Genomic DNA, 22,445 nt, shown 5'->3' with positions numbered 1-22,445 from the left:
TCCGGATAAAATGCCTTGTTTTTGGGTAAGCTGACCATAACAGCACGGCTCTGGAAAGCTTTGAAGTCTTGTTTTGATGGTTTGCAAAGGGGTATAGAATATGCTATACTATTTTTTGGTTAGAATGTTTGATACGTACGAATGTAAAGAGTGGGTTCACGCCCGCTCTTTCTTCATACTCCGCCTAAACAGGACTCTCTGCTTCCCCCGCCACTTTTTTAGGCAGGGGTTTTATATTGGCTGAAGGTGCGGAGACATGGTTAAAGGAGGTTTACACTTGAGTTCCAAGGTAATTGATATAACGACTGAATTACTTAATCCAATCTTAGAAGAGAAAAATTTAGAATTAGTTGATATGGAATATGTGAAAGAAGGAAAGAACTGGTTTCTACGTGTTTATATTGATAAAGAAGGCGGTATTGACATTGTAGAATGCGGTGAGGTATCTGAACAGTTAAGTGAAAAACTGGATGAAGCGGATCCAATTAAAGAAGCTTATTTTCTGGAAGTATCTTCTCCTGGGGTTGAAAAGCCGTTAAAAACGCTGGAAGACTTGAAAAAGAATATTGGACAAAATGTTTTCGTCAAGTTATATGAGAAAATTGATGATGAAAAAACATTTGAAGGTATTTTAAAAAATGTGGAGAATGAGACCCTTTCTATTGAATATAAAGTAAAGACAAGAAAGAAAATTGTAGAAATACCTTATGAAAAAGTTGCAAAAGCAAGACTAGCAGTCATGTTTTAATGAAAAGTATCGTTTAAAAGTACGATAAAAGGATTTCAATATCCCTTTTGTCGGATTTATTGATACACATCAACCAAAAGGGGGAAAAGAAAAAGTGAGCACGCAGTTGTTTGATGCGATTGATCATTTAGCAAAAGAAAAAGGAATAGAAAAGGATATTTTGATGGAAGCCTTGGAAGCAGCGCTTATTTCTGCTTATAAGAAAAATTTTAAGGCAGCGTCAAATGTCCGGGTAGAGTTGAATGAAACGACTGGAAAGATGGGCGTTTTTGCGAGAAAAACGATTGTTGAAAATGTAGAAGACGCACAACTCGAAATATCTCTGGATGAAGCGAAAAGTATTAATCCGAATTATGAAGTGGAAGACGTTATAGAAGTGGAAGTGACACCGAAAGATTTTGGGCGTATTGCTGCACAGGCTGCAAAGCAAGTCGTTACACAGCGGGTCCGTGAGGCAGAACGCGGCGTGATTTTCTCTGAATATATTGATAGAGAAGAAGATGTCATGACAGGGATTATTCAGCGTAAGGATGCACGTTTTGTCTATGTGAATCTGGGTAAAATTGAAGCAAAACTGGCAGAGGCTGAACAGATGCCAACAGAAGAATACCATATTCATGATCGTTTGAAAGTGTATGTGACAAAAGTGGAGAATACAAGTAAAGGACCGCAAATTTATATTTCGCGTTCCCATCCTGGTTTGTTAAAACGATTATTTGAAATGGAAGTTCCGGAAATTTATGATGGCATTGTTGAAATCAGATCTGTTTCCCGTGAAGCCGGAGACCGCTCTAAAATCTCTGTTTATGCACCGGACCCGGAAATCGATCCGGTAGGTTCTTGTGTCGGGCAGAAAGGGCAGCGTGTTCAAGCGATTGTGACAGAATTAAAAGGGGAAAAGATCGATATTGTCGAGTGGTCGGAAGATCCTGTTGTTTACGTATCGAATGCTTTAAGCCCATCCAAAGTCCTGAAGGTGCTGGTAGATGAAGAAGAAAAGGCAACGACGGTGATTGTTCCGGACTATCAATTATCACTGGCTATTGGCAAACGAGGACAGAATGCGCGTTTAGCTGCAAAACTTACAGGCTGGAAAATTGATATTAAAAGTGAATCGGATGCAAAAGCAGAAGGTTTGCTGGATGATGCAGAAATAGAAGAAGCTTATTCTGACAACGATGAAGATTTGTTTGAATAAGGAGGTATTTCCCTTGGCTAAGAAAAAAAAGATACCAGAAAGAAAATGTGTTATTACAAATGAAATGAAACCGAAAAAAGACTTAATCCGCATTGTCCGGAATAAAGAAGGGGAAGTGTTTGTTGACGAATCCGGCAAAAAAAACGGTCGTGGCGCTTACCTTTCCAAAGAAAAGTCTGTGATTGAGCAGGCCCGGCAAACGGGTGCACTTAACAAAACATTGAATACAGAAGTAAGTCCGACAATCTACGATGAGTTAGAAGCTTTAGTAGAGGGAGAATGACATGAATCCGAATTATCTAAATATCATTGGTCTCGCTGTCAGAGCAGGTAAATGTTCAACAGGAGATAACATTATAAAGGATATCCGTAAAGGCCGTGCAAAGCTTGTTTTATTGGCTGAAGATATTGGACCGCAAACGAAAAAGAAACTTGCGGATAAATGCAATTCATACCATGTTCCATACCGTTTTGTTGCTGATAGGGAAGTATTATCACAGGCAATTGGAAAAGAACAGCGGGTAGCTATAGCAATATTGGATGCAGGCTTTGCAAAAAAACTCCTTTCTTTATTAACCAAGAAAGTGTAACCTTTTTCGAAAATGAACTCCCAAGCTATAGAGATAGCTTTCTAGCTCCGGGCGCTAAATAAAAAATGGTTAGCACCATATGTTCAACGGCTGAAAACGGTATACCGTGTCCGTATTGAAAGCCGATATTGGCTCGGAATATTCCGGCAAGGCGAGTAAATACAATTAGGCGACCGTATTTAAGGGCGCTCTCCACTTTTAGTTTGTTGGATAAAGGGAGACTTCCTTCAGTGAGGGAATCTGATATCTTTTACTGAATGGCAGTTGAACCAATCGTTCCGTTATTGGCTATTAGATCTCCTTCTTGGAAAGGATCTATTTTCTTATTTCTTGGAGCGGAAGTCTAATAGCCAGTTGCACTGCGATAAATTAATCCGGAGGTGAAGGTATGACCAAAATACGTGTATATGAATACGCAAAGAAAAATAATGTTGCGAGTAAGGAAATCATTCAATTTTTAAAGAATAAGAATATAGAAGTTTCTAATCATATGTCTACCATTTCAGATAAAGAAATCAAACAATTGGATGAAAAGTTCAACCCGCAGACAAAACAAAACACGAATCATAACCAAGTAAATACGAATAAGCAGCAAAAGGATAAAAAAACTTCCAATAAAAAACCAAATGCAAATCAGCGTGGGAAGAAAGATAATCCGAATAATAAAAAACAAAATTCCCCTAAAAAAGGGAAACAACATCAACAGCAAAAGGGGCAGTCATTAGTGAAAGAGACTCCAAGTAAAATCATGTATCACGGTACGTTAACCGTACAGGAACTGGCAGATAAACTGCAAAAAGAACCAGCAGAAATCATCAAGAAATTAATGTTTATGGGTGTGATGGCTACAAAAAACCAAGACCTGGAAGATGATGCTGTTGAGTTAATCTGTGAAGAATATAATGTAGAAGTAGAAAAAGAAATTATTTTAGAAGATACAGACCTTGACAAATATATTGAAGAAGACGATAGTGATAAATTAGTAGAACGTCCGGCTGTGGTTACCATTATGGGACATGTTGACCACGGGAAAACAACGCTGTTGGATGCTATTCGCCATACGAAAGTTACAGCTGGCGAGGCTGGCGGCATCACGCAGCATATTGGCGCTTACCAGGTTGAAAATGACGGTAAAAAAGTGACGTTCTTGGATACGCCGGGGCACGCAGCGTTCACCAGCATGCGTTCTCGCGGGGCGCAGGTAACAGATATTGCTATTTTAGTTGTTGCTGCAGATGATGGCGTTATGCCGCAAACAACGGAGGCAATTAACCATGCGAAAGCTGCAGGAGTACCAATTATCGTAGCAGTTAATAAAATGGATAAAGAAGGTGCCAATCCGGACCGTGTGATGCAGGAATTAACAGAGCATGAATTGATTCCGGAAGCCTGGGGCGGCAGTACCATCTTTGTGAATCTTTCTGCGATTAAAGGGGAAGGTATAGATGATCTTCTTGAGATGATTTTATTAGTTGCAGAAGTGGAAGAGTTAAAAGCAAACCCGGATGCAAAAGCTTTCGGTACCGTTATTGATGCGAAGTTAGATAAAGGCAGAGGTTCTGTAGCGACACTGCTGATACAAAATGGCACCTTGCATGTAGGAGACCCGCTTGTTGTGGGAAGTACGTACGGAAAAGTGCGTGCAATGGTCAATGACCTCGGCCAGCGTGTGAAGGAAGTCGGTCCATCCGCTCCGGCTGAAATTACCGGACTGCAACATGTTCCGCAGGCTGGAGACCAATTCCTCGCATTTTCAGATGAGAAAAAAGCGCGTCAAATTGGTATTGCCCGTCAAGAGAAGCAAATTGATGAAAATCGCGGCAGCCAATCTACGGTCAGCTTAGATGATTTGTTTGAACAAATTAAACAAGGGGAAATGAAAGAATTAAACATTATTGTTAAAGCGGATGTGCAGGGTTCTGTGGAAGCGTTGGCGGCTTCGCTGCGTAAAATTGAAGTGGAAGGTGTGAACGTTAAAATCATTCACACAGGTGTAGGTGCGATTAAGGAATCCGATATTATCCTTGCTTCTGCATCCAATGCCATTGTAATCGGATTTAACGTCCGTCCGGATGTGAATGCGAAAAGAGCTGCAGAATCTGAAAAAATTGATTTACGTCTTCACCGTGTGATTTATAGTGCGATTGAAGAGATTGAAGCTGCCATGAAAGGTCTTCTTGATCCAGAGTATCAGGAAAAAGTAATTGGCCAGGCAGAAGTCCGTGAAACATTTAAAGTATCACGTATCGGTACGATTGCCGGAAGCTATGTAACAGACGGCAAAATCACGAGAGATTCCAGTGTTCGTTTAATTCGTGATGGTGTTGTACTTTATGAAGGCGACCTGCTTGATTTGAAACGTTTTAAAGATGACGTGAAAGAAGTTCAAAAAAACTATGAATGTGGTATCACATTAAAGAACTTTAATGATATTAAAGAAGGCGACACAATCGAAGCTTATATCATGGAAGAAATGGAAAGAAAATGATTCTCTATGCAGAAGTAGAATGTATGTTGTATGAAGGAAATTCGTTAAAAGCGAAACGCTCCGTGTTGAAGCGGGTGATGAATAAATTACGTCAATCTTTTAATGTTTCTGTTTCCGAGATTGGATTTCATGATTTGTGGCAACGCACCAGTCTTGGGATTGTGATTGTTTCCAATGATTATGTGCATGCTGAAAAAGTAATCCAACAAGCTTTACACACAATAGATTCTTTTTCTGAATTAGAGAGAACAATAACCAATGTAGAACGATTGTAGAAGTGTGTGTTCAAAAAGCGCTGAAAGATAAGCAATAAATGGTTTAGAAGCAGGGCTTTTTGAACCCCCTTTAACATGAAGGTTCATCGGAGTATGTGAGGTGAGATGAATGTCTGAATTAAGAGCTCATCGCGTTGCAGAGCAAATGAAAAAAGAGCTGGGGGATATTTTATCCAGAAAAATAAAAGACCCCCGTGTAGGTTTTGTGACAGTTACCGATGTAGAAGTAACCGGCGATTTACAACAGGCAAAAATATTTATTTCGGTATTAGGTGATGAGAAGAAAAAGCAGGAAACCTTATTGGGACTTGCAAAAGCAAAAGGGTTTATTCGTTCAGAAATTGGCAAACGGATTCGTTTGCGTAAAACACCTGAACTTAACTTTGAATTTGATGAAGCGATCGAGCAAGGTAACCGGATAGACTCTATATTGAGAGATCTTAATAAGTAATGTTGAAAACTGATCCTTCTGATTCCCGGTAAGGATCAGTTTTTTTGCTATATTGCATCATGGTACATACCGCGTCCGTGTCTTCTCCAAGACAGCACTTTTTGTCACAGGAGTTTTACGAATGGTTATATTGCGTACTTTATGAAGAAAGGACGGTGTTTTATGGTGAATGGAATTTTACCGCTTTGGAAGCCTAAAGGGATGACTTCTTTCGATTGCGTTGCGAAATGTCGCCGCTATTTTTATACGAAAAAAGTTGGGCATACAGGGACATTAGATCCAGAAGTAGAGGGGGTACTGCCTATTTGTATTGGCAATGCCACCAAGATTGTTCCGTATTTGACGGATACGAAGAAAATGTATTCAGGGACGGTCGCCTTAGGAGCAGAGACAGACACAGAAGATGCGACCGGAAATATAGTGGATGAAAAAGAAGTCATCCGAATGCCGGAAAAAACAGAGATAGAAGCTGTTTTAGAAAAATATAAAGGGACAATCACCCAAGTTCCTCCTATGTATTCTGCTGTCAAAGTTCATGGTAAAAAACTATATGAATATGCAAGAGCAAATGAAGCAGTGGAAAGACCGGTGCGGAAAGTGTTTATCCATGATTTACAGCTTGAAGCATTAGATAAGGAAAAAAACACCTTTGATATATATGTCGTATGTTCGAAAGGAACTTATATCCGGACACTATGTGTAGATATAGGAAAGCAATTAGGCTACCCGGCACATATGCTGCAGTTAGAAAGAATACAAACCGGTAGTTTTTCCAAGAAAAATACGATTACTTTTGCTATGATAGAAGAGGCGGCTGCCAAGAATGAACAAGAACAGCTGTTAAGCCCGATTTCTGATGGTTTAAGTCATTTAATGCATCAAGAAGTAGATGAAGCATTAAAGTCCCGTATTAAAAATGGCCAGAAATTAGCGGTTACAGAAGCCCCTTTTTTGACAGATGACCCGATTGTATTTATAAATAATAACGAAGTATTAGCGATTTACGGCAGGCATCCAGATAAGCCGGAGCAAATGAAACCATTAAGAGTATTCTAAAGAAAGAGAAGGTGTAGCAGGATGAAAACAATGGAATTATCCTATCCGCATACGTTACATAAGGAAGATTTACCAGAAACAGTTAGCGCTATCGGTTTTTTTGATGGAATCCATAAAGGGCATCAGAAGGTTATTCAGCAAGCAGTAGATAAAGCGGCACAAAATAATATGGAAAGTGCTGTTATCACCTTTTTTCCGCATCCTTCTGTCGTGTTAAAAAAAGATGCAGCGCATGTCAAGTACATAACGCTGCCTTCTGAGAAGCAGGCAATCGTCCAAGACCTGGGTGTTGACCGTGTATACATTATCCGTTTCAATGAGGAGTTATCGAAGCTTAGCCCGCAAGAATTTATTGATCACTTCATTATCGGTTTAAACATCAAACATCTGGTTGCAGGTTTTGATTATTCTTTTGGACACAAAGGAAAAGGAAAAATGGCAGATATGCAGGATTATGCAAGGGATGCGTTTACTTGGGAAGCAATAGATAAAGTTACTTTACAAGAAGAAAAAATCAGCTCTACCCGAATCCGAAAGGCATTGGCCTCCGGAGAGATGGAAGAGGCAGAGCAGTTGCTGGGAAGACCCTATACAACCACCGGTGTCGTCGTCAAAGGGGCGAGCCGCGGACGTGAATTAGGTTATCCGACAGCAAACTTAGCGATAACGAAAGATGCGCTGCTGCCGAAGCAAGGTGTGTATGCTGCACGTGTTGATCGGAAGGGCAATATATACGGCGGGATGGCGAATATTGGAACCAACCCGACATTTACAGAAGATCAGGCGGATATGTCTGTTGAAGTGTACCTGTTTGACTTTGATGATAATTTATATGATGAGGAAATCACAATTGAATGGCTGTCTAATACAAGAGAAGAGATTAAATTTGATTCGAAGGAAGCCTTGATAGAAAGAATGCAGCAGGATGAACAGGAAATAAGAGCTTATTTAGCAAACCGGTAAACTACAGCTGCAGTCAGCTGCCTCGTGATAAACTTATGCTTGATTTTTTTCTTTAAAAGCGGTATGCTTATAGTTGTACAACCATCGCTTGGCATCACGTAACTCCGGCGTATGCTAGGGGATTGGGGATAACAAATTATTTTTTTGGAGGTGCCACAATGGCAATTACACAAGAACGTAAAAACGAAATTATTAATGAGTATAAGGTGCACGATACAGATACTGGATCTCCAGAGGTTCAAATCGCTGTTCTAACTGCAGAAATTACTGCATTAAACGAACATTTACGTACACATAAAAAAGACCACCATTCACGTCGCGGTCTTTTGAAAATGGTAGGTAGACGCCGTAACTTATTAACTTATTTACGTAATAAAGACGTTACCCGTTACCGTGAGTTAATCAAACGACTTGGTTTACGCCGTTAATGACGCAAAAAGCAGGAGCAATCCTGCTTTTTCTTTTATGTAAAAACGGTGAAGCCTGTCGAAATATTTGATGGACTGATGCAAACCAGCAGCCTGTGTAAAAGGAAGTGATTGATTCCTGGCAGGCTATCGTTTATTCTATAAAAAGGGATTCTTTTGTGAATAATAGAAGATAGAAGAAAAATGTAATATATGAAGTGCTACATATAAATTTAAATTGCTGTAGCCTTGAAAGGAGCAACAAAACTAATGGCAGATGAAAAAAAGCTATTCTCTACAGAGATTTCAGGAAAGAAATTTACAGTTGAAGTAGGGGAGCTGGCAAAACAAGCAAATGGTGCCTGCATGATTCATTATGGAGACACTGCTGTACTATCGGTAGCCACCGCTTCCAAAGAACCAAAAGATTTACCATTCTTTCCATTAACCGTAAATTATGAAGAAAGATTATATGCAGTAGGAAAAATTCCGGGAGGGTTTATTAAACGGGAAGGACGTCCCAGTGAAAAAGCAATCCTGACGTCAAGACTGATTGACCGCCCGATTCGTCCGTTATTCCCTGATGGATTCCGTAATGAAGTACAAGTTATCAGCACGGTTATGAGTGTGGATCAGGACTGTTCTTCCGAAATTGCAGCAATGATCGGTTCATCCATTGCTTTAAGTATATCCGATATTCCGTTTGAGCAGCCGATTGCAGGCGTTCATGTCGGTCGTGTTGATGGAGAACTAATTATTAACCCTACGGTGGAACAAGAGGAAAAAAGTGATATTGACTTAACGGTTGCCGGAACCAAAGATGCTATTAACATGGTAGAGGCCGGCGCGGATGAAGTACCGGAAGATGTGATGCTCGAGGCAATTATGTTTGGACATGAAGAAATTAAACGCCTCGTTGCTTTTCAGGAAGAAATTGTACAAGCATTTGCAAAAGAAAAATTTGAAGTGGAAATAGCCGAGATAGATGAAGAGCTGGCAGAAAAAGTCGAAGCAGAAGCCAAGGAAAAGTTGACGGAAGCCATTAAAGTGGTGGATAAACACGGCCGCGACGTTGCTATTGATGAAGTGAAGCAGGAAGTCGTCGGGAAATATGAGGAAGAAGAAGCAGAAGAAGAAACGGTGAAGCAGGTTAAATCCGTATTGGATAAAATGGTGAAAGAAGAAGTACGCCGCCTGATTACGAAAGAAAAAATTCGCCCGGACGGCCGGAAAGTAGATGAAATCCGTCCATTATCTTCCCGTATCAACGTCCTTCCACGCACACACGGTTCCGGTTTGTTTACTCGCGGACAGACGCAAGCCTTAAGTATCTGTACACTGGGAGCATTGGGCGATGTGCAAATTTTAGACGGACTTGATTTAGAAGAGACTAAACGTTTTATGCATCACTATAATTTCCCGCAATATAGTGTCGGGGAAACAGGCCCTATCCGTGGACCGGGCCGTCGTGAAATCGGTCATGGTGCGTTAGGCGAGCGGGCACTGGAAAAAGTCGTGCCGAATGAGAAAGATTTCCCTTATACCATCCGCCTTGTTTCCGAAGTGCTGGAATCAAACGGTTCTACTTCCCAGGCAAGTATTTGTGCAAGTACATTGGCGATGATGGATGCCGGTGTTCCGATTAAATCGCCGGTTGCAGGTATTGCGATGGGGCTGGTTAAATCAGGTGATGATTACACCATCCTTTCTGATATCCAAGGCATGGAAGATGCGCTTGGCGATATGGACTTTAAAGTTGCCGGTACTGAAAAAGGTGTTACCGCATTGCAAATGGATATTAAAATTGACGGCTTATCCCGTGCGATTTTAGAAGAAGCACTGACACAAGCTAAAAAAGGCCGTATGCATATATTAGATTCAATGCTTGCAACCATTGAACAGCCGAAAGAAGAACTGTCTGAATACGCGCCAAAAATCCTGACAATGTCGATTAATCCGGATAAAATTCGTGATGTGATTGGGCCGAGCGGAAAGCAAATCAATCAAATCATTGATGAAACCGGCGTAAAAATTGACATTGAACAGGATGGAAATGTCTTTATTTCATCAACTGATAGCGAGATGAACCATAAAGCGAAGAAAATCATTGAAGACCTTGTGCGTGAAGTAGAAGTTGGCCAGGTATACCTTGGAACAGTAAAACGGATTGAAAAATTTGGTGCGTTTGTGGAACTGTTCAAAGGAAAAGACGGACTGGTTCATATTTCTGAGCTTGCGGAAGAACGTACAAATAAAGTGGAAGATGCTGTTTCTATCGGCGATCAAATCATGGTAAAAGTAAAAGAAATTGACCGCCAAGGCAGAGTGAATCTTTCCAGAAAAGCCGTTCTGCAAGATGAGAAGAAAGAAAATGCTCAATCATAATCCCGACAATGGGAATATTGTTCTGTGAAAAAGAAGCTGATTTTTTTAATTCAGTTTCTTTTTTTATGGAATCAGGATAACGCTTAAAACCATTCATACTTGTCCCTCTGAGCGCATAAAAATACCAAGAGGGAGGGATTAGAGATGAAGCGGTACTTTAAGTATGTACATGTTCTTGTGTTTCTCATTTTAATATTCACGGTATTTGATATACGTTATAATCCTTTTCAAACGGAAACTGTTGCAGTAGATCCGTTAGAAATAGAAGTAAATGCACCAAAAGATGCACTGTATATGGAGATTGACCAAAAAAAAGATACGTACCAAGAAGATGCGGAAAATGCTTATATTGATGAGGTATGGAAGAAAACGCCAGGACGGAATGGGCTGGAAGTAAATGTGGAGGAATCTTATCAGAAAATGCAAGAAGCAAATAAATGGGATGAGGACTTACTTGTTTTTAATGAAACCTCTCCGGAAATCTTGTTAGAAGATTTAGAGCCATCTCCCATTTATCGGGGGCATCCTGAAAAAGAAATGGTTTCCTTTTTAATCAACGTTTCATGGGGAGACGCATATATCCCGGAAATGCTGCAAATTTTAAAAGAGCATCAAGTAAAGGCGACATTTTTTATTGAAGGAAAATGGGCGCAAAATAATTCCAGTCTTGTCAAAATGATTAAAGAAGAAGGGCATATCATCGGCAATCATGCCTATGATCATCCAGATATGGCGACACTTGATAAGAGCAATGCCCGTACGCAAATAGAAGAAACCAATCAAATTTTAAAAACAATTACAGGAGATACACCTAAATGGTTCGCTCCGCCTAGTGGAAGTTTTAACAATGAAACCGTAGAAACAGCAGCTGATCTGAATATGGAAACAATCTTATGGACACTTGATACAATTGATTGGAAGAATCCATCCGTTTCTGTTATGGTTAATCGCATAGAAAAAAACGTTCATCCTGGAGCAATGATTCTTATGCACCCGACCGAGGCAAGCACGAATGGTCTGGAGCAAATGATTACCCTGCTTAAAGAAAAAGGGTATAAGATAGGAACGGTAGAATCATTGTTAAGTGAATCACGTTAATTTACTAGAAGATGTATGACAAGGAGGATAAGAATTGGTAGAAAAGTATACAAGCAGCAACGGTGTACGGATTGTATTAGAATCAATGCCATCCGTGCGTTCTGTAACCATAGGAATATGGATCAAAACCGGGTCCAGAAATGAAACGGTCCACAATAACGGTATTTCCCATTTTTTAGAGCATATGTTTTTTAAAGGAACGAAAACAAGAAGTGCGCAGGATATTGCGGAAGCATTTGATTCTGTCGGCGGGCAGATTAATGCGTTTACTTCGAAAGAATATACCTGCTTTTACGCAAAAGTATTGGATACCCATAAAGCATTTGCGCTAGAAGTATTAGCAGATATGTTTTTTGAATCCACCTTTGATGAAGAGGAAATGGAAAGAGAGAAAAAAGTCGTCTATGAAGAAATAAAAATGTGTGAAGATACACCGGATGATATTGTCCATGATTTATTGGCTGAAGCCGCTTATGGCAAGCATCCGTTAGGATATCCGATTCTTGGAACCGAAAAGCAGCTGGCATCATTTGACCAAAAGCAATTACAGCAATATGTGGAAGATCATTACACACCTGAAAATGTTGTGATTTCAGTAGCCGGGAATGTAAGCCGTTCGTTTATAGATGATATTGATGCTTACTTCGGCTCATTTACTAGAAATACTACTAAAGAAAACATAACGAAACCTGTATTTTTGCAGGAGGCTATTTACCGGAGCAAGGATACGGAGCAGGCGCATCTGTGTCTCGGTTACAACGGTTATGAGGCAGGGGATAAGCATTTATATCCGTTAGCTATTGTAAATAATGTGCTGGGAGGCAGTATGAGTTCGCGCCTATTTCAAGAAGTGCGGGAGAAAAAAGGACTGGCTTATGCTGTCTTCTCTTACCATGCTGCATTTTTCGATGATGGCCTGCTGACCATTTACGCCGGTACTGGAAACAACCAGCTTGGACAACTGGAAGAAGTGATTCAATCCACACTCCATGATTTTGTGGAACAAGGTTTATCGGAAAAAGAATTACGGAACAGTAAAGAGCAGATAAAAGGAAGTTTGATGCTGGGGCTGGAAAGCACGAACAGCCGGATGTCACGGAACGGGCGGAATGAATTAGTATTACAGAAGCACCGTACATTAGATGATTTGATACTGGAAATTGACGGTATATCAAACGAGCAAATAACGGACGTTATTCAACATGTGTTTGGGCAGACGCCATCCCGAGCCTTAATCGCACCGGAAGATTCACATATATAAAGGAAAGCTGCGTGCATCGGGAATTTTACGAAGGCTTCTCCGTGATAAAAGCATGTTTTCCTGTTTTGGACATATAGTGTATTAATGGAATCTTTATCGTTCTGAAACGGTAATGACCTGTTTGCAGAATAGAGAAAAGGAGGTTTTAAGGTGGTACGCTTTCGAGATATGGGAGATAAGGAAATTATTAATGTGAACGAAGGAAAAAGGCTTGGAATGCTCGGTCAGACCGATTTAGAAATTAATCCGAAAACAGGACAAATTGAAGCGTTTATCATCCCCAGCTACAAATGGTTCGGTCTCGTGAAAGAAGGGGAAGAAACCAAGATTCATTGGCAAGCCATCCGGAAAATTGGTACGGATATGATTATGATTGATACAGAACTCCCTGAAGAAGGGTAATATGGCTAAGCTTGTTTGTTTGGCTGGAAAAGGATTCAGATATACCTTTTCTTGCTGGATAAACAAGCTTTTTTTATATGCATATAGGTTTTCCCCTTTTTTGACAGGTAAATTGTATTTTTACGGCTTAAATGGTCACCACTGATTTAAAAATTCATAAGCTATATCGAATCATGAATACGTGAAAAGTTGTCTGGAGGTTATGCGTAAAATGAGTCGACGAATTGCAGTGATCGGTGGAGATGCAAGATATTTAGAGTTAATAAAAATATTAAAAGGAAATCCCGATAATGAAGTGATTCTTTGCGGTTTTGATAAATTAGAGCAAGGCTTTACAGGTTTAAATGAATCCGCGCTGGACGAATTGGACCAAAGCAAGTTAGATGTCGTTGTTTTGCCAATCACAGGTATAGATTCAAAAGGGAATGTGGAAACGGTTTTTACAGATAAGAAAATACATTTAGATGAAGCATGGTTTCGGAAATTACATCCGGCATGTATCGTTTTTACGGGAATAACGAATGCTTACTTAACAAGTTTGGCGGAAAAAGCAGGCGTGAAATTAGTACCATTGCTTGATCGTGATGATGTTGCAATCTATAACTCCATTCCAACAGCGGAAGGTGCCATTATGATGGCTTTTGAACATACCGATCAGACCGTGCATTCCTCACGGGTAATGGTTGTCGGTTTTGGAAGGGTAGGAAATACGGTAGCAAATAAGTTTTCTGCATTGGGAGCAAAGGTTTCTGTCTGTGCCAGAAGTATTAGAGACTTGGCCCGAATTACAGAGATGGGTTTATATGCAGTGCCTCTACATGAATTAGATCAAAATACGGAGCATTGCGATATTTTAATCAATACCATTCCGAGTCTGGTAGTGACGAAAGAGGCTATTCGGAACCTGCCAACGAATGCCGTTATTATTGACTTAGCATCAAAGCCGGGCGGAACCGATTTTGAATTTGCAGAAAAACGGGGGATTCACGCTATCTTGGCAAGAAGCTTACCGGGCATTGTTGCGCCAAGAACGGCAGGGAAAATACTTGCCAATGTAATGGAACAAATTTTGGAGGAGGAGCGTGCGTCAGAATGACATTTAAGGATAAACGGATTGGCTTCGGCTTAACAGGATCGCATCATACGTTCACGCATATTTTTCCGATTATTGAGGAGCTTGTCGATCAGGGTGCGGAAGTTATTCCGTTTATAACGGACACGGTTCAATTCACGGATACCAAACACGGGAAAGCAAAGGATAATGTGAAAAAACTTGAGAAAATCACCAACCAGCCAATTATCACCACGATTCCTGATGCAGAACCTTATGGACCGGATAAACCACTGGATGTGATGGTCATTGCTCCATTGACTGGGAATTCAATGAGCAAATTCGCTAACGCCCACACAGATAATGCTGTCTTAATGGCCGCTAAGTCTACGCTCCGTAATGAAAATCCGATTGTATTAGCTTTGACTACCAATGACGCCCTTGGGTTAAATGCCAAGAATTTAGCCGTATTGCTTAATGCAAAGCATATCTATTTTGTACCATTCGGGCAGGATAATCCGTATCAAAAACCCTCTTCGCTCTCAGCAAACCTGAATCAATTAATTCCTGCTGCTGCGGATGCGTTAAAAGGAAAACAAATTCAGCCGATTATTGTACCTTATTCCACAAAAAATGTGTTAAAATGAAGTTTAGTTGACATTTAATAAGTGGAGGGAGTTATTGGAATGGCAGAGCAACAAACATACAATGTAGCTATTGTAGGTGCTACAGGGGCAGTAGGCCAGAAAATTAAACAAATACTAGAAGATAAAAACTTTCCGGTAAAACAACTGAAATTATTATCTTCGGCTCGTTCGGCAGGAAAAGAAGAAACCTTTCGCGGAGAAAAAATAATTGTCGAAGAAGCAGCACCGGAATCATTTACAGGTGTAGACATTGCACTATTTTCTGCGGGCGGATCTATTTCTAAAAAATTGGCTCCTGAAGCGGTTAAAAGAGGAGCAGTCGTCGTTGATAATACAAGTGCTTACCGTATGGATAAAGATGTACCACTTGTTGTACCGGAAGTAAATCCGGAAGATATCGCCAAACATCAGGGGATCATAGCCAACCCGAACTGTTCTACCATCCAGATGGTTGCGGCGTTAAAACCGTTAAAAGATGCATTTGGAATGGGTAAAATTATTGTTTCTACCTATCAGGCTGTATCTGGAGCCGGAAACGCAGCGGTGGATGAGTTATATGAACAGTCCAGAGATTATTTGGAAGGCAATGAAGTAAAAGCTGAGATTTTACCGGTTAAAGGGGATAAAAACCACTTTCCAATCGCTTTTAACGCTTTGCCGCAAATCGACGTTTTTGAAGATAACGGTTTTACTTTTGAAGAGATGAAAATGATTAACGAAACGAAAAAAATCATGCATGATGAAGCATTAAATGTAGCGGCAACCTGTGTGCGACTTCCATTTGCTGTTTCCCATGCAGAGAGTGTTTATATTGAAGTAGAGCAGGAAGGCTTGAATGTAGGAGACTTTTGGAAGACGTTAAAAGAAGCTGATGGTGTAGTATTGCAGGATAATCCGCAGGAACAGGACTATCCGACACCGCAATCTGCTCAAGGCAAAGAAGAAGTTTTCGTAGGACGTATCAGAAAAGATTTAGACAATCCAAAAGGCTTCCACTTATGGGTCGTATCTGATAATCTATTAAAAGGCGCAGCCTGGAATACTGTGCAAATCGCACAAACTTTAGTGGAACGCGACTGGTTGAAAAAATAAGTTTTTCCAGTCTTTTATGAGGTAATCAATCTAATAGGCATCCAGAGTTTAACTTCTTGGATCGTGTTGAGGTGTTCATATTGCAAGTATTAGTTCAAAAATTCGGAGGAACTTCTGTACAATCAGAAACCAATCGGGAACATGTTATTCGTCATATTAAAGATGCACTTGTTCAAGAATATAAGTTAGTTGTTGTTGTTTCCGCATTAGGGAGAAAGCCGGATCCTTATGCAACGGACAGTTTACTAAACCTGGTTGACTTTCCGGCAAATAAAAACGACAATCGCGAGCTGGATTTGCTGATGTCATGCGGTGAAGTGATTTCATCGGTTGTTCTATCCAATGAATTGCAAAAAAATCATGTCTCTGCAACGGCTTTGACCGGTGCGCAAGCCGGTTTTGTGACGAGTGAGGATTTTAACCGGGCAAAAATTAAAAAGGTGAATCCGGCACGCGTTTTACAAGAATTAGAAACACATGATGTTGTTGTTGTTGCAGGTTTCCAGGGACAAAGTGAGTCCGGAGAAATAACAACGATTGGCAGAGGCGGCAGTGATACATCTGCAGCAGCTTTAGGCGTTGCTTTAGAAGCTGAACGTATTGAAATTTTTACAGATGTGGAAGGGATTATGACAGCAGATCCACGCGTTGTCAAAAACGCACGTCCGCTGGATGTCGTGACATATACGGAAATTTGTAATCTTGCTTATCAAGGGGCTAAAGTGATTCATCCCCGTGCTGTAGAAATAGCAATGCAGGGAAAAATCCCGATGCGAATCCGCTCCACCTATTCCGAACGAATGGGAACGCTTGTGACTTCTTCGCGGGTTGAAGAGGAAAGTGCGGATATTTCCGAGCGGATGATTACAGGGATTGCTCATATTGCGAACGTAACGCAAATTAAAGTGCAGACGAAAGAGTCGGCTTATCGCATGCAGTCCGAAGTATTTAAGGCAATGGCAGAAGCGGGTATTTCTGTAGACTTTATTAATATTTCCCCAACCGGCGTGGCGTATACTGTTCCATCCGAACTGACGGCAAAAGCGATTGAGATTTTAGAGGTGCTTGGTTTTCAGCCGGAAATGAAAGAGAATTGTGCCAAGGTTTCAGCTGTGGGCGCAGGAATGACCGGTGTTCCAGGTGTTGCTTCTAAAATCGTAAAGGCATTAACAGATGTTGGTGTACAAATATTGCAGTCAGCAGACAGCCATACGACCATTTGGGTTTTAGTCCACGATCATGAGTTAGTAACTGCAGTAAATGCATTACATGAAGTATTTGGATTAAGTAAACAGGAAGTACCATTATAAATAGAAAAAGGGCATGAAGCAGCTTTTCCATCTGCTTTATGCCCTTTTTTTTACATGGAATAATATTTGAAAAAAAGGAATGCAGTTTCTATATGCCTTCTTCCGCATGATTTTTAACGGATTGTTTATACTAATCATATAAACACAGCTGGAAGGAGTTTTCATATGCGTATGGATACGGATGATAATAATGAAAATCAAGGAGAAGAGGAAAATCAGCAGAACGCATCCTCTCTGGTAGAAAAAATACAGCAGCTTGGGCAAGCAAATGTTCCGCAGGCGCCTGATTCAAACATCCATGTTTTATCGATTATCGGACAGGTGGAAGGACATCTTCAGCTGCCGCCGCAAAATAAAACTACAAAATATGAACATTTGCTGCCGCAGCTGATTGCCGTAGAACAAAATCCTAAAATTGAAGGTTTAATTATTTTGTTAAATACAGTTGGCGGGGATGTAGAGGCCGGGCTTGCTCTGGCGGAAATGATTGCTTCGATGTCGAAGCCGACTACTTCGATTGTATTGGGAGGCGGTCATTCCATCGGCGCACCCATTGCCGTGGCGACGGATTATTCCTTTATTGTTCCAACAGCAACGATGACCATCCATCCAGTCCGGTTAACAGGAATGGTTATTGGCGTGCCGCAAACTTTTGAATATCTGGACAAAATGCAGGAACGGGTGATTCAGTTTATTGTCGACCATTCCAATATTGATTCCGAAAAGCTGAAAGAGCTGATGTTTGCAAAAGGGAATCTGACACGCGATATTGGCACAAATGTGGTTGGCAAGGAAGCTGTGGACTTTGGGATTATTGATGAAGTCGGCGGTGTTAAAGAAGCAATTCAAAATTTAAATCAGATGATACAGCAAACGCATCCGGAAAAAGAAGGTGACGCTTCATGATACTCTATACTCCTTTGTCCTATCAGGAAATTTTCCCGGAAGCACAAGGGACAGGAAACGAGATACAAGCAGTGGAATGGCAGGGCAGAACGGTATTTGTCTCGAAAAACGAGGATGGCAACTATCAAATTAATCAGTTGATTTCGAGTAATCCGAATGATTATTTGAATCCGGATTTTTTACCAGGAAGAATTATCAGCTGATGGAAATCTGTGCTATAATAAAGAAATGGTAAAAAGATAAATGCAAGAAAGAATATGGGATGATATGATAACTGGAACAGTGGCCTCTTTATAGAGAAGACACCTGATGAAGTCTCTCTGTCTGCATAAAGAGAACTGATTCCAGTTTCCTTGTTACGCTGGGAAGTTTGATTTTTAGTATTTCGAATCTACTATTCTGGCAATCTTTATTTGTTATACATACGGGGGTGAGAAAATGGCTGCCAAAAAAAGAAAGAAAAGAAAAAAACGGACAACCAAGCAGGCTAAAGGACTGCAAATGGAGTTAACAGGACTATTATTAATCTTTATTGCTATATTTGGAAGCGGGGCAGCTATATTAAGCGGTGGTGCTATACCGGACTGGCTTGGGAACATATTCCAATTTTTCATGGGAATATGGCATTTTATTATTCCTGTGGCCTTATTTATCATTGGCTTTTACCTTATTTTTAAAAGAAAAGCCCCTGATTTTCTGACCAGAAGATTAATCGGATTTTATATCTTTATGGCTGGTATGTTATTACTGACCCATGTACAGGTGATGGAAAGTCTGCTGACAAATGCGGAGGATGTTTCGATTCTGGGGTTGACCTGGCAGCTTTACTTTCAATATTTAGACGGAACAGGTACATTGGTACAGACCGGCGGCGGTATGTTTGGCGCACTTTTATTCACGATTTCCTACTTCCTGTTTTCTATTGCAGGTTCTCGGATAGTTGTGTTTTTCTGTTTTCTCATCGGGATTATCTTTATGACAAACTTATCCATTGGTGATTTTATAAAAAAACTGACAGCGGGAATAAAAGCGACTTTTGCTTATCTTGGAGAACGTATCGAAAGGTCTAAAGAGAACCGGGCTGAGCGTAAGGAAGAAGAAAATAAGAATCAAAAAGACGTTCCCGATACTGTAACGAAAAGCCGGGCAGAGGCAGATAATGCTGCCCCGGAAGAACAAGAATACAGTGCGGAAGAGCTTCTTATCAATGATTTTACAGATGTCGCCTACCAGGAACAGCCTGGAACAGAAGCCAATAAAGGAAAAACAGAGAATACGAAAGAAAAAACAGCAAACATAGACCACGAGGAAGAAGCGCATGAAGGAATGCCGATGACAGCAACAGAAAATCATGATTATCAGCTGCCATCAATGGAATTATTAGCTAATCCGGCACATCATTCGCAACAGCAGGAAAAATCCCATATCCAGGCAACGGTCCGCAAACTCGACCGGACTTTTCAAAGTTTCGGTGTGAAAGCGAAGATAGCCAAAGTACATGTCGGACCGGCAGTGACCAAATATGAAGTTTATCCGGAGTCTGGTGTGAAGGTCAGTAAAATCGTTGGTCTGCATGATGATATTGCGCTGGCACTGGCAGCCAAAGATATTCGTATCGAAGCGCCTATACCAGGTAAATCAGCAGTCGGCATTGAAGTTCCCAACAAAGAAATCGCGATGGTTTCGCTTCGGGAAGTGCTGGATAAACAATCGTCTAAAACGAATAAATTGATGTTTGCTTTAGGCCGGGATATTTCCGGGGAAGCAATAGCCGGTGAACTAAATAAAATGCCGCATTTACTGATTGCAGGTGCGACAGGAAGCGGGAAAAGTGTCTGTGTCAATGGCATTATTACCAGTATTTTAATGCGTGCCAAACCGCATGAAGTGAAGATGATGATGATTGACCCGAAAAAAGTAGAGTTGAATGTATACAACGGAATTCCGCATCTATTAACACCTGTGGTTACTGACCCGAAAAAAGCTTCCAGGGCTTTAAAAAAGATTGTTGACGAGATGGAACGGAGATATGATCTGTTTTCAGACAGCGGTACAAGAAATATGGAGGCATATAACGCTTATATCCGGAAGTTTAATGAAACGGCAGCTGAAGAGGATCAGCAGCCTTACTTGCCATATATTGTGGTACTGGTAGATGAGCTGGCGGATTTAATGATGGTAGCTTCCAATGACGTGGAAGATGCGATTACCCGGCTTGCACAAATGGCAAGGGCAGCTGGGATTCATTTGATTATTGCGACACAACGTCCATCTGTAGACGTTATTACCGGTGTAATTAAAGCAAATATTCCATCCAGAATAGCGTTTAGTGTTTCATCGACAACTGATTCACGTACGATTCTGGATTCAGGTGGAGCAGAGAAATTACTGGGACGCGGCGATATGCTGTATGTTCCGGCCGGCAGTTCTAAGACCACCCGTGTGCAAGGTGCATTTTTATCGGATGAAGAGGTGGAACGCATTGTTGAACACTGTGTGGAACAACAACAGGCAAGTTATCAGGAAGAAATGATACCGGAAGAGACGAATGAAGTTGTAGAGGAAGTAGATGACGAACTCTATGATGAGGCCGTGCAATTGATTATTGAAATGCAAAGTGCCAGCGTCTCTAAGTTGCAGCGCCGCTTCCGGATTGGTTATACAAGGGCTGCCCGGTTAATCGACGCCATGGAAGAACGTGGTATTGTCGGGCCTTATGAAGGAAGCAAACCCCGTACCGTACTGGTATCTGACCAGGCAGAAGAGCACTCTGGTACATCTTAAAGAAACGCGGTTTATCTCTGGGAGGTAAGCCGCTTTTTCCATGCGGCAAGTCAAAAGTTCAAAATTCATTGAAGAAATGATACGATTAGAAGCAGATATAAAAGGTTATTATCAAGTATATAATAGGAAAGAGGTGGAAAAATGACTTTACGTGATGATGAGAGACATTTATATTTACAGGTAATGGATAAAATAAAAGCAGGTATTGCAGACGGAACGTATACAGAGGAAGAAAAATTGCCATCAGAATATACGCTTTCCAAACAATTAGGAGTTTCCCGGGCAACGTTAAGGGAAGCGTTGAGGATGCTGGAAGAAGACCAAATTGTCACCCGCAAACATGGCGTCGGCACATTTGTCAATGCGACCCCGTTATTTCAAGCTGGTATTGAAGAGCTGAGCAGCGTAACGTATATGATTAAACAGTCTGGAAAAAAGCCGGGAACACAATATATTAGCACCGATGTATTAGACGCTACCGTACAGGAACAGCGTGATTTCGGTAAATTTGATCTGGAATCTGTCACAACAATAGAAAGAATCCGTACGGCGGATGATGTTCCTGTTGTGTTTTGTATGGATAAAGCACCGGCACCTTATCTATCGTTAGCAAAACTGCGGGAAAAAGCGTCTATTATCAGCACGATTGAAGCAGCTTCGGAAAAACAAATTGCTTATGCCATAGCGGATATAGAACCATTTACATATCATGAACGAATCTACAGTATTTTGCAATGTACGCCGGATGATCCGCTGCTTTTGTTAAAACAGATGCATTATACCAGTGATGATGAGGCTGTTTTATATTCCATGAATTATTTTCGGGCAGATATGTTTCGCTTTCAGGTTGTGCGGAAAAGAATATAAAGTGAAACTTTATTTCGTAGCGGTCGCGGTAACCTGACAACAATGGTAAGCGCAATGGTTTTCGATGGGACGAGTAATCGCAGCAAGGTTGTCAGGTTAATATGACCGCTACGGAAAAACACTACGCTTTCCGCGGGCCCCGAGCTCACTCCTCCTCGGAAAAAAGAAGTTCGCTTTTTTCCTGCGGGGTCTTCCCACTGGGACTGCGCTTACTCGTCCCACCGAAGACATTTGCGCTTTCCCGCAGGAGTCTCCGTGTTTTTCCTCCGCTAGATAGTTTTATTACTATCTACCTGTATCGAATATAATTTTTATAAAATTGATTAACCTGACAGCATTGGTAGTCCCAGTCCCAGCCCCAGTCTGTTGCACTGCGATAAATTATTTTTTGTTTTCTTTCAGGATGATGGATGATAAGGAAGAGAAAGGCGTAAAATAAATAGTAGATCGTTAAGAATGGAGGATA

General features: G+C 40.9%; 22 protein-coding genes. All 22 read left to right on the top strand.

Annotation, left to right across the window (positions count from 1 at the left end):
- Positions 1-277: 277 nt before the first annotated feature.
- The 22 genes from rimP to B7E05_RS13590 all read left to right on the top strand — a co-directional run bounded on the left by rimP (position 278) and on the right by B7E05_RS13590 (position 21,979).
- Positions 278-748: a ribosome maturation factor RimP gene (rimP, locus tag B7E05_RS13695; protein WP_080874725.1), complete on the top strand. Its 471-nt coding sequence runs from the start codon at positions 278-280 to the stop codon at positions 746-748.
- 94 nt (positions 749-842) lie between these two features.
- Positions 843-1,946: a transcription termination factor NusA gene (gene nusA, locus B7E05_RS13690; RefSeq protein WP_080874724.1), complete on the top strand. Its 1,104-nt coding sequence runs from the start codon at positions 843-845 to the stop codon at positions 1,944-1,946.
- 13 nt (positions 1,947-1,959) lie between these two features.
- Positions 1,960-2,229: an RNase P modulator RnpM gene (gene rnpM, locus B7E05_RS13685; protein WP_080874723.1), complete on the top strand. Its 270-nt coding sequence runs from the start codon at positions 1,960-1,962 to the stop codon at positions 2,227-2,229.
- A gap of 1 nt (position 2,230) precedes the next feature.
- Entirely contained in the window at positions 2,231-2,536 is a 306-nt protein-coding gene (locus B7E05_RS13680) for a L7Ae/L30e/S12e/Gadd45 family ribosomal protein (RefSeq protein WP_080874722.1), read from the top strand.
- A 388-nt stretch (positions 2,537-2,924) separates the two neighbouring features.
- Positions 2,925-5,024 carry a translation initiation factor IF-2 gene (gene infB / locus B7E05_RS13675; protein ID WP_080874721.1) on the top strand — a complete coding sequence of 700 codons (2,100 nt, stop codon included), beginning with the start codon at positions 2,925-2,927 and terminating at the stop codon, positions 5,022-5,024.
- On the top strand, positions 5,021-5,299 hold the full coding sequence (locus B7E05_RS13670; RefSeq protein WP_080874720.1) for a DUF503 domain-containing protein: 279 nt from the start codon (positions 5,021-5,023) through the stop codon (positions 5,297-5,299). Before infB ends, B7E05_RS13670 begins: the two co-directional genes overlap by 4 nt.
- A gap of 109 nt (positions 5,300-5,408) precedes the next feature.
- Positions 5,409-5,750 (top strand): 30S ribosome-binding factor RbfA, encoded by a 342-nt coding sequence (gene rbfA, locus B7E05_RS13665; protein WP_080874719.1) that lies wholly within the window; start codon positions 5,409-5,411, stop codon positions 5,748-5,750.
- A gap of 162 nt (positions 5,751-5,912) precedes the next feature.
- On the top strand, positions 5,913-6,806 hold the full coding sequence (gene truB, locus B7E05_RS13660) for a tRNA pseudouridine(55) synthase TruB (RefSeq protein WP_342744999.1): 894 nt from the start codon (positions 5,913-5,915) through the stop codon (positions 6,804-6,806).
- A 21-nt stretch (positions 6,807-6,827) separates the two neighbouring features.
- Positions 6,828-7,769, top strand: a complete 942-nt coding sequence (locus B7E05_RS13655; RefSeq protein WP_080874718.1) for a bifunctional riboflavin kinase/FAD synthetase — start codon at positions 6,828-6,830, stop codon at positions 7,767-7,769.
- A gap of 158 nt (positions 7,770-7,927) precedes the next feature.
- Entirely contained in the window at positions 7,928-8,197 is a 270-nt protein-coding gene (gene rpsO / locus B7E05_RS13650) for a 30S ribosomal protein S15 (protein WP_080874717.1), read from the top strand.
- Between the two features lie 249 nt (positions 8,198-8,446).
- Entirely contained in the window at positions 8,447-10,561 is a 2,115-nt protein-coding gene (pnp, locus tag B7E05_RS13645) for a polyribonucleotide nucleotidyltransferase (protein WP_080874716.1), read from the top strand.
- Positions 10,562-10,705: 144 nt separating this feature from the next.
- Entirely contained in the window at positions 10,706-11,659 is a 954-nt protein-coding gene (locus tag B7E05_RS13640; protein ID WP_080874715.1) for a polysaccharide deacetylase family protein, read from the top strand.
- Positions 11,660-11,693: 34 nt separating this feature from the next.
- Positions 11,694-12,920, top strand: a complete 1,227-nt coding sequence (locus B7E05_RS13635; RefSeq protein WP_080874714.1) for a M16 family metallopeptidase — start codon at positions 11,694-11,696, stop codon at positions 12,918-12,920.
- A 150-nt stretch (positions 12,921-13,070) separates the two neighbouring features.
- Positions 13,071-13,322, top strand: a complete 252-nt coding sequence (locus tag B7E05_RS13630; protein WP_080874713.1) for a YlmC/YmxH family sporulation protein — start codon at positions 13,071-13,073, stop codon at positions 13,320-13,322.
- 211 nt (positions 13,323-13,533) lie between these two features.
- Positions 13,534-14,418, top strand: a complete 885-nt coding sequence (dpaA, locus tag B7E05_RS13625; RefSeq protein ID WP_080874712.1) for a dipicolinic acid synthetase subunit A — start codon at positions 13,534-13,536, stop codon at positions 14,416-14,418.
- Positions 14,415-15,020: a dipicolinate synthase subunit B gene (gene dpaB / locus B7E05_RS13620; RefSeq protein WP_080874711.1), complete on the top strand. Its 606-nt coding sequence runs from the start codon at positions 14,415-14,417 to the stop codon at positions 15,018-15,020. The genes dpaA and dpaB overlap by 4 nt, the downstream gene beginning before the upstream one ends.
- Positions 15,021-15,059: 39 nt before the next feature.
- Positions 15,060-16,112 (top strand): aspartate-semialdehyde dehydrogenase, encoded by a 1,053-nt coding sequence (locus B7E05_RS13615; protein WP_080874710.1) that lies wholly within the window; start codon positions 15,060-15,062, stop codon positions 16,110-16,112.
- Between the two features lie 80 nt (positions 16,113-16,192).
- Entirely contained in the window at positions 16,193-17,422 is a 1,230-nt protein-coding gene (gene dapG, locus B7E05_RS13610; protein ID WP_080874709.1) for an aspartate kinase, read from the top strand.
- Positions 17,423-17,593: 171 nt separating this feature from the next.
- Positions 17,594-18,328, top strand: a complete 735-nt coding sequence (locus B7E05_RS13605) for a ClpP family protease (protein WP_143833312.1) — start codon at positions 17,594-17,596, stop codon at positions 18,326-18,328.
- Positions 18,325-18,531 (top strand): YlzJ-like family protein, encoded by a 207-nt coding sequence (locus B7E05_RS13600; protein ID WP_080874707.1) that lies wholly within the window; start codon positions 18,325-18,327, stop codon positions 18,529-18,531. Before B7E05_RS13605 ends, B7E05_RS13600 begins: the two co-directional genes overlap by 4 nt.
- A gap of 235 nt (positions 18,532-18,766) precedes the next feature.
- Positions 18,767-21,112, top strand: a complete 2,346-nt coding sequence (locus tag B7E05_RS13595) for an FtsK/SpoIIIE family DNA translocase (RefSeq protein ID WP_080874706.1) — start codon at positions 18,767-18,769, stop codon at positions 21,110-21,112.
- 141 nt (positions 21,113-21,253) lie between these two features.
- Positions 21,254-21,979 (top strand): GntR family transcriptional regulator, encoded by a 726-nt coding sequence (locus B7E05_RS13590; RefSeq protein WP_080874705.1) that lies wholly within the window; start codon positions 21,254-21,256, stop codon positions 21,977-21,979.
- The last annotated feature ends 466 nt before the right edge of the window (positions 21,980-22,445 follow it).

Origin of the sequence: Oceanobacillus timonensis, assembly GCF_900166635.1 — a bacterium.
GTDB classification, from domain to species: Bacteria; Bacillota; Bacilli; order Bacillales; family Amphibacillaceae; genus Oceanobacillus; species Oceanobacillus timonensis.
Note: the sequence above shows the minus strand (reverse complement) of the source record. Positions and strands in the feature narration are given on the sequence as shown.

What these genes read in the sequence shown, in the direction of transcription:
- B7E05_RS13595 (WP_080874706.1), top strand. Translation starts at nt 18,767, where the DNA reads ATGGCTGCCAAAAAAAGAAAGAAAAGAAAAAAACGGACAACCAAGCAG.
- infB (WP_080874721.1), top strand. Translation starts at nt 2,925, where the DNA reads ATGACCAAAATACGTGTATATGAATACGCAAAGAAAAATAATGTTGCG.
- dpaA (WP_080874712.1), top strand. Translation starts at nt 13,534, where the DNA reads ATGAGTCGACGAATTGCAGTGATCGGTGGAGATGCAAGATATTTAGAG.
- truB (WP_342744999.1), top strand. Translation starts at nt 5,913, where the DNA reads ATGGTGAATGGAATTTTACCGCTTTGGAAGCCTAAAGGGATGACTTCT.
- dpaB (WP_080874711.1), top strand. Translation starts at nt 14,415, where the DNA reads ATGACATTTAAGGATAAACGGATTGGCTTCGGCTTAACAGGATCGCAT.
- B7E05_RS13615 (WP_080874710.1), top strand. Translation starts at nt 15,060, where the DNA reads ATGGCAGAGCAACAAACATACAATGTAGCTATTGTAGGTGCTACAGGG.
- rbfA (WP_080874719.1), top strand. Translation starts at nt 5,409, where the DNA reads ATGTCTGAATTAAGAGCTCATCGCGTTGCAGAGCAAATGAAAAAAGAG.
- B7E05_RS13605 (WP_143833312.1), top strand. Translation starts at nt 17,594, where the DNA reads ATGGATACGGATGATAATAATGAAAATCAAGGAGAAGAGGAAAATCAG.
- B7E05_RS13590 (WP_080874705.1), top strand. Translation starts at nt 21,254, where the DNA reads ATGACTTTACGTGATGATGAGAGACATTTATATTTACAGGTAATGGAT.
- B7E05_RS13670 (WP_080874720.1), top strand. Translation starts at nt 5,021, where the DNA reads ATGATTCTCTATGCAGAAGTAGAATGTATGTTGTATGAAGGAAATTCG.
- B7E05_RS13655 (WP_080874718.1), top strand. Translation starts at nt 6,828, where the DNA reads ATGAAAACAATGGAATTATCCTATCCGCATACGTTACATAAGGAAGAT.
- B7E05_RS13680 (WP_080874722.1), top strand. Translation starts at nt 2,231, where the DNA reads ATGAATCCGAATTATCTAAATATCATTGGTCTCGCTGTCAGAGCAGGT.
- B7E05_RS13640 (WP_080874715.1), top strand. Translation starts at nt 10,706, where the DNA reads ATGAAGCGGTACTTTAAGTATGTACATGTTCTTGTGTTTCTCATTTTA.
- B7E05_RS13600 (WP_080874707.1), top strand. Translation starts at nt 18,325, where the DNA reads ATGATACTCTATACTCCTTTGTCCTATCAGGAAATTTTCCCGGAAGCA.
- pnp (WP_080874716.1), top strand. Translation starts at nt 8,447, where the DNA reads ATGGCAGATGAAAAAAAGCTATTCTCTACAGAGATTTCAGGAAAGAAA.
- rpsO (WP_080874717.1), top strand. Translation starts at nt 7,928, where the DNA reads ATGGCAATTACACAAGAACGTAAAAACGAAATTATTAATGAGTATAAG.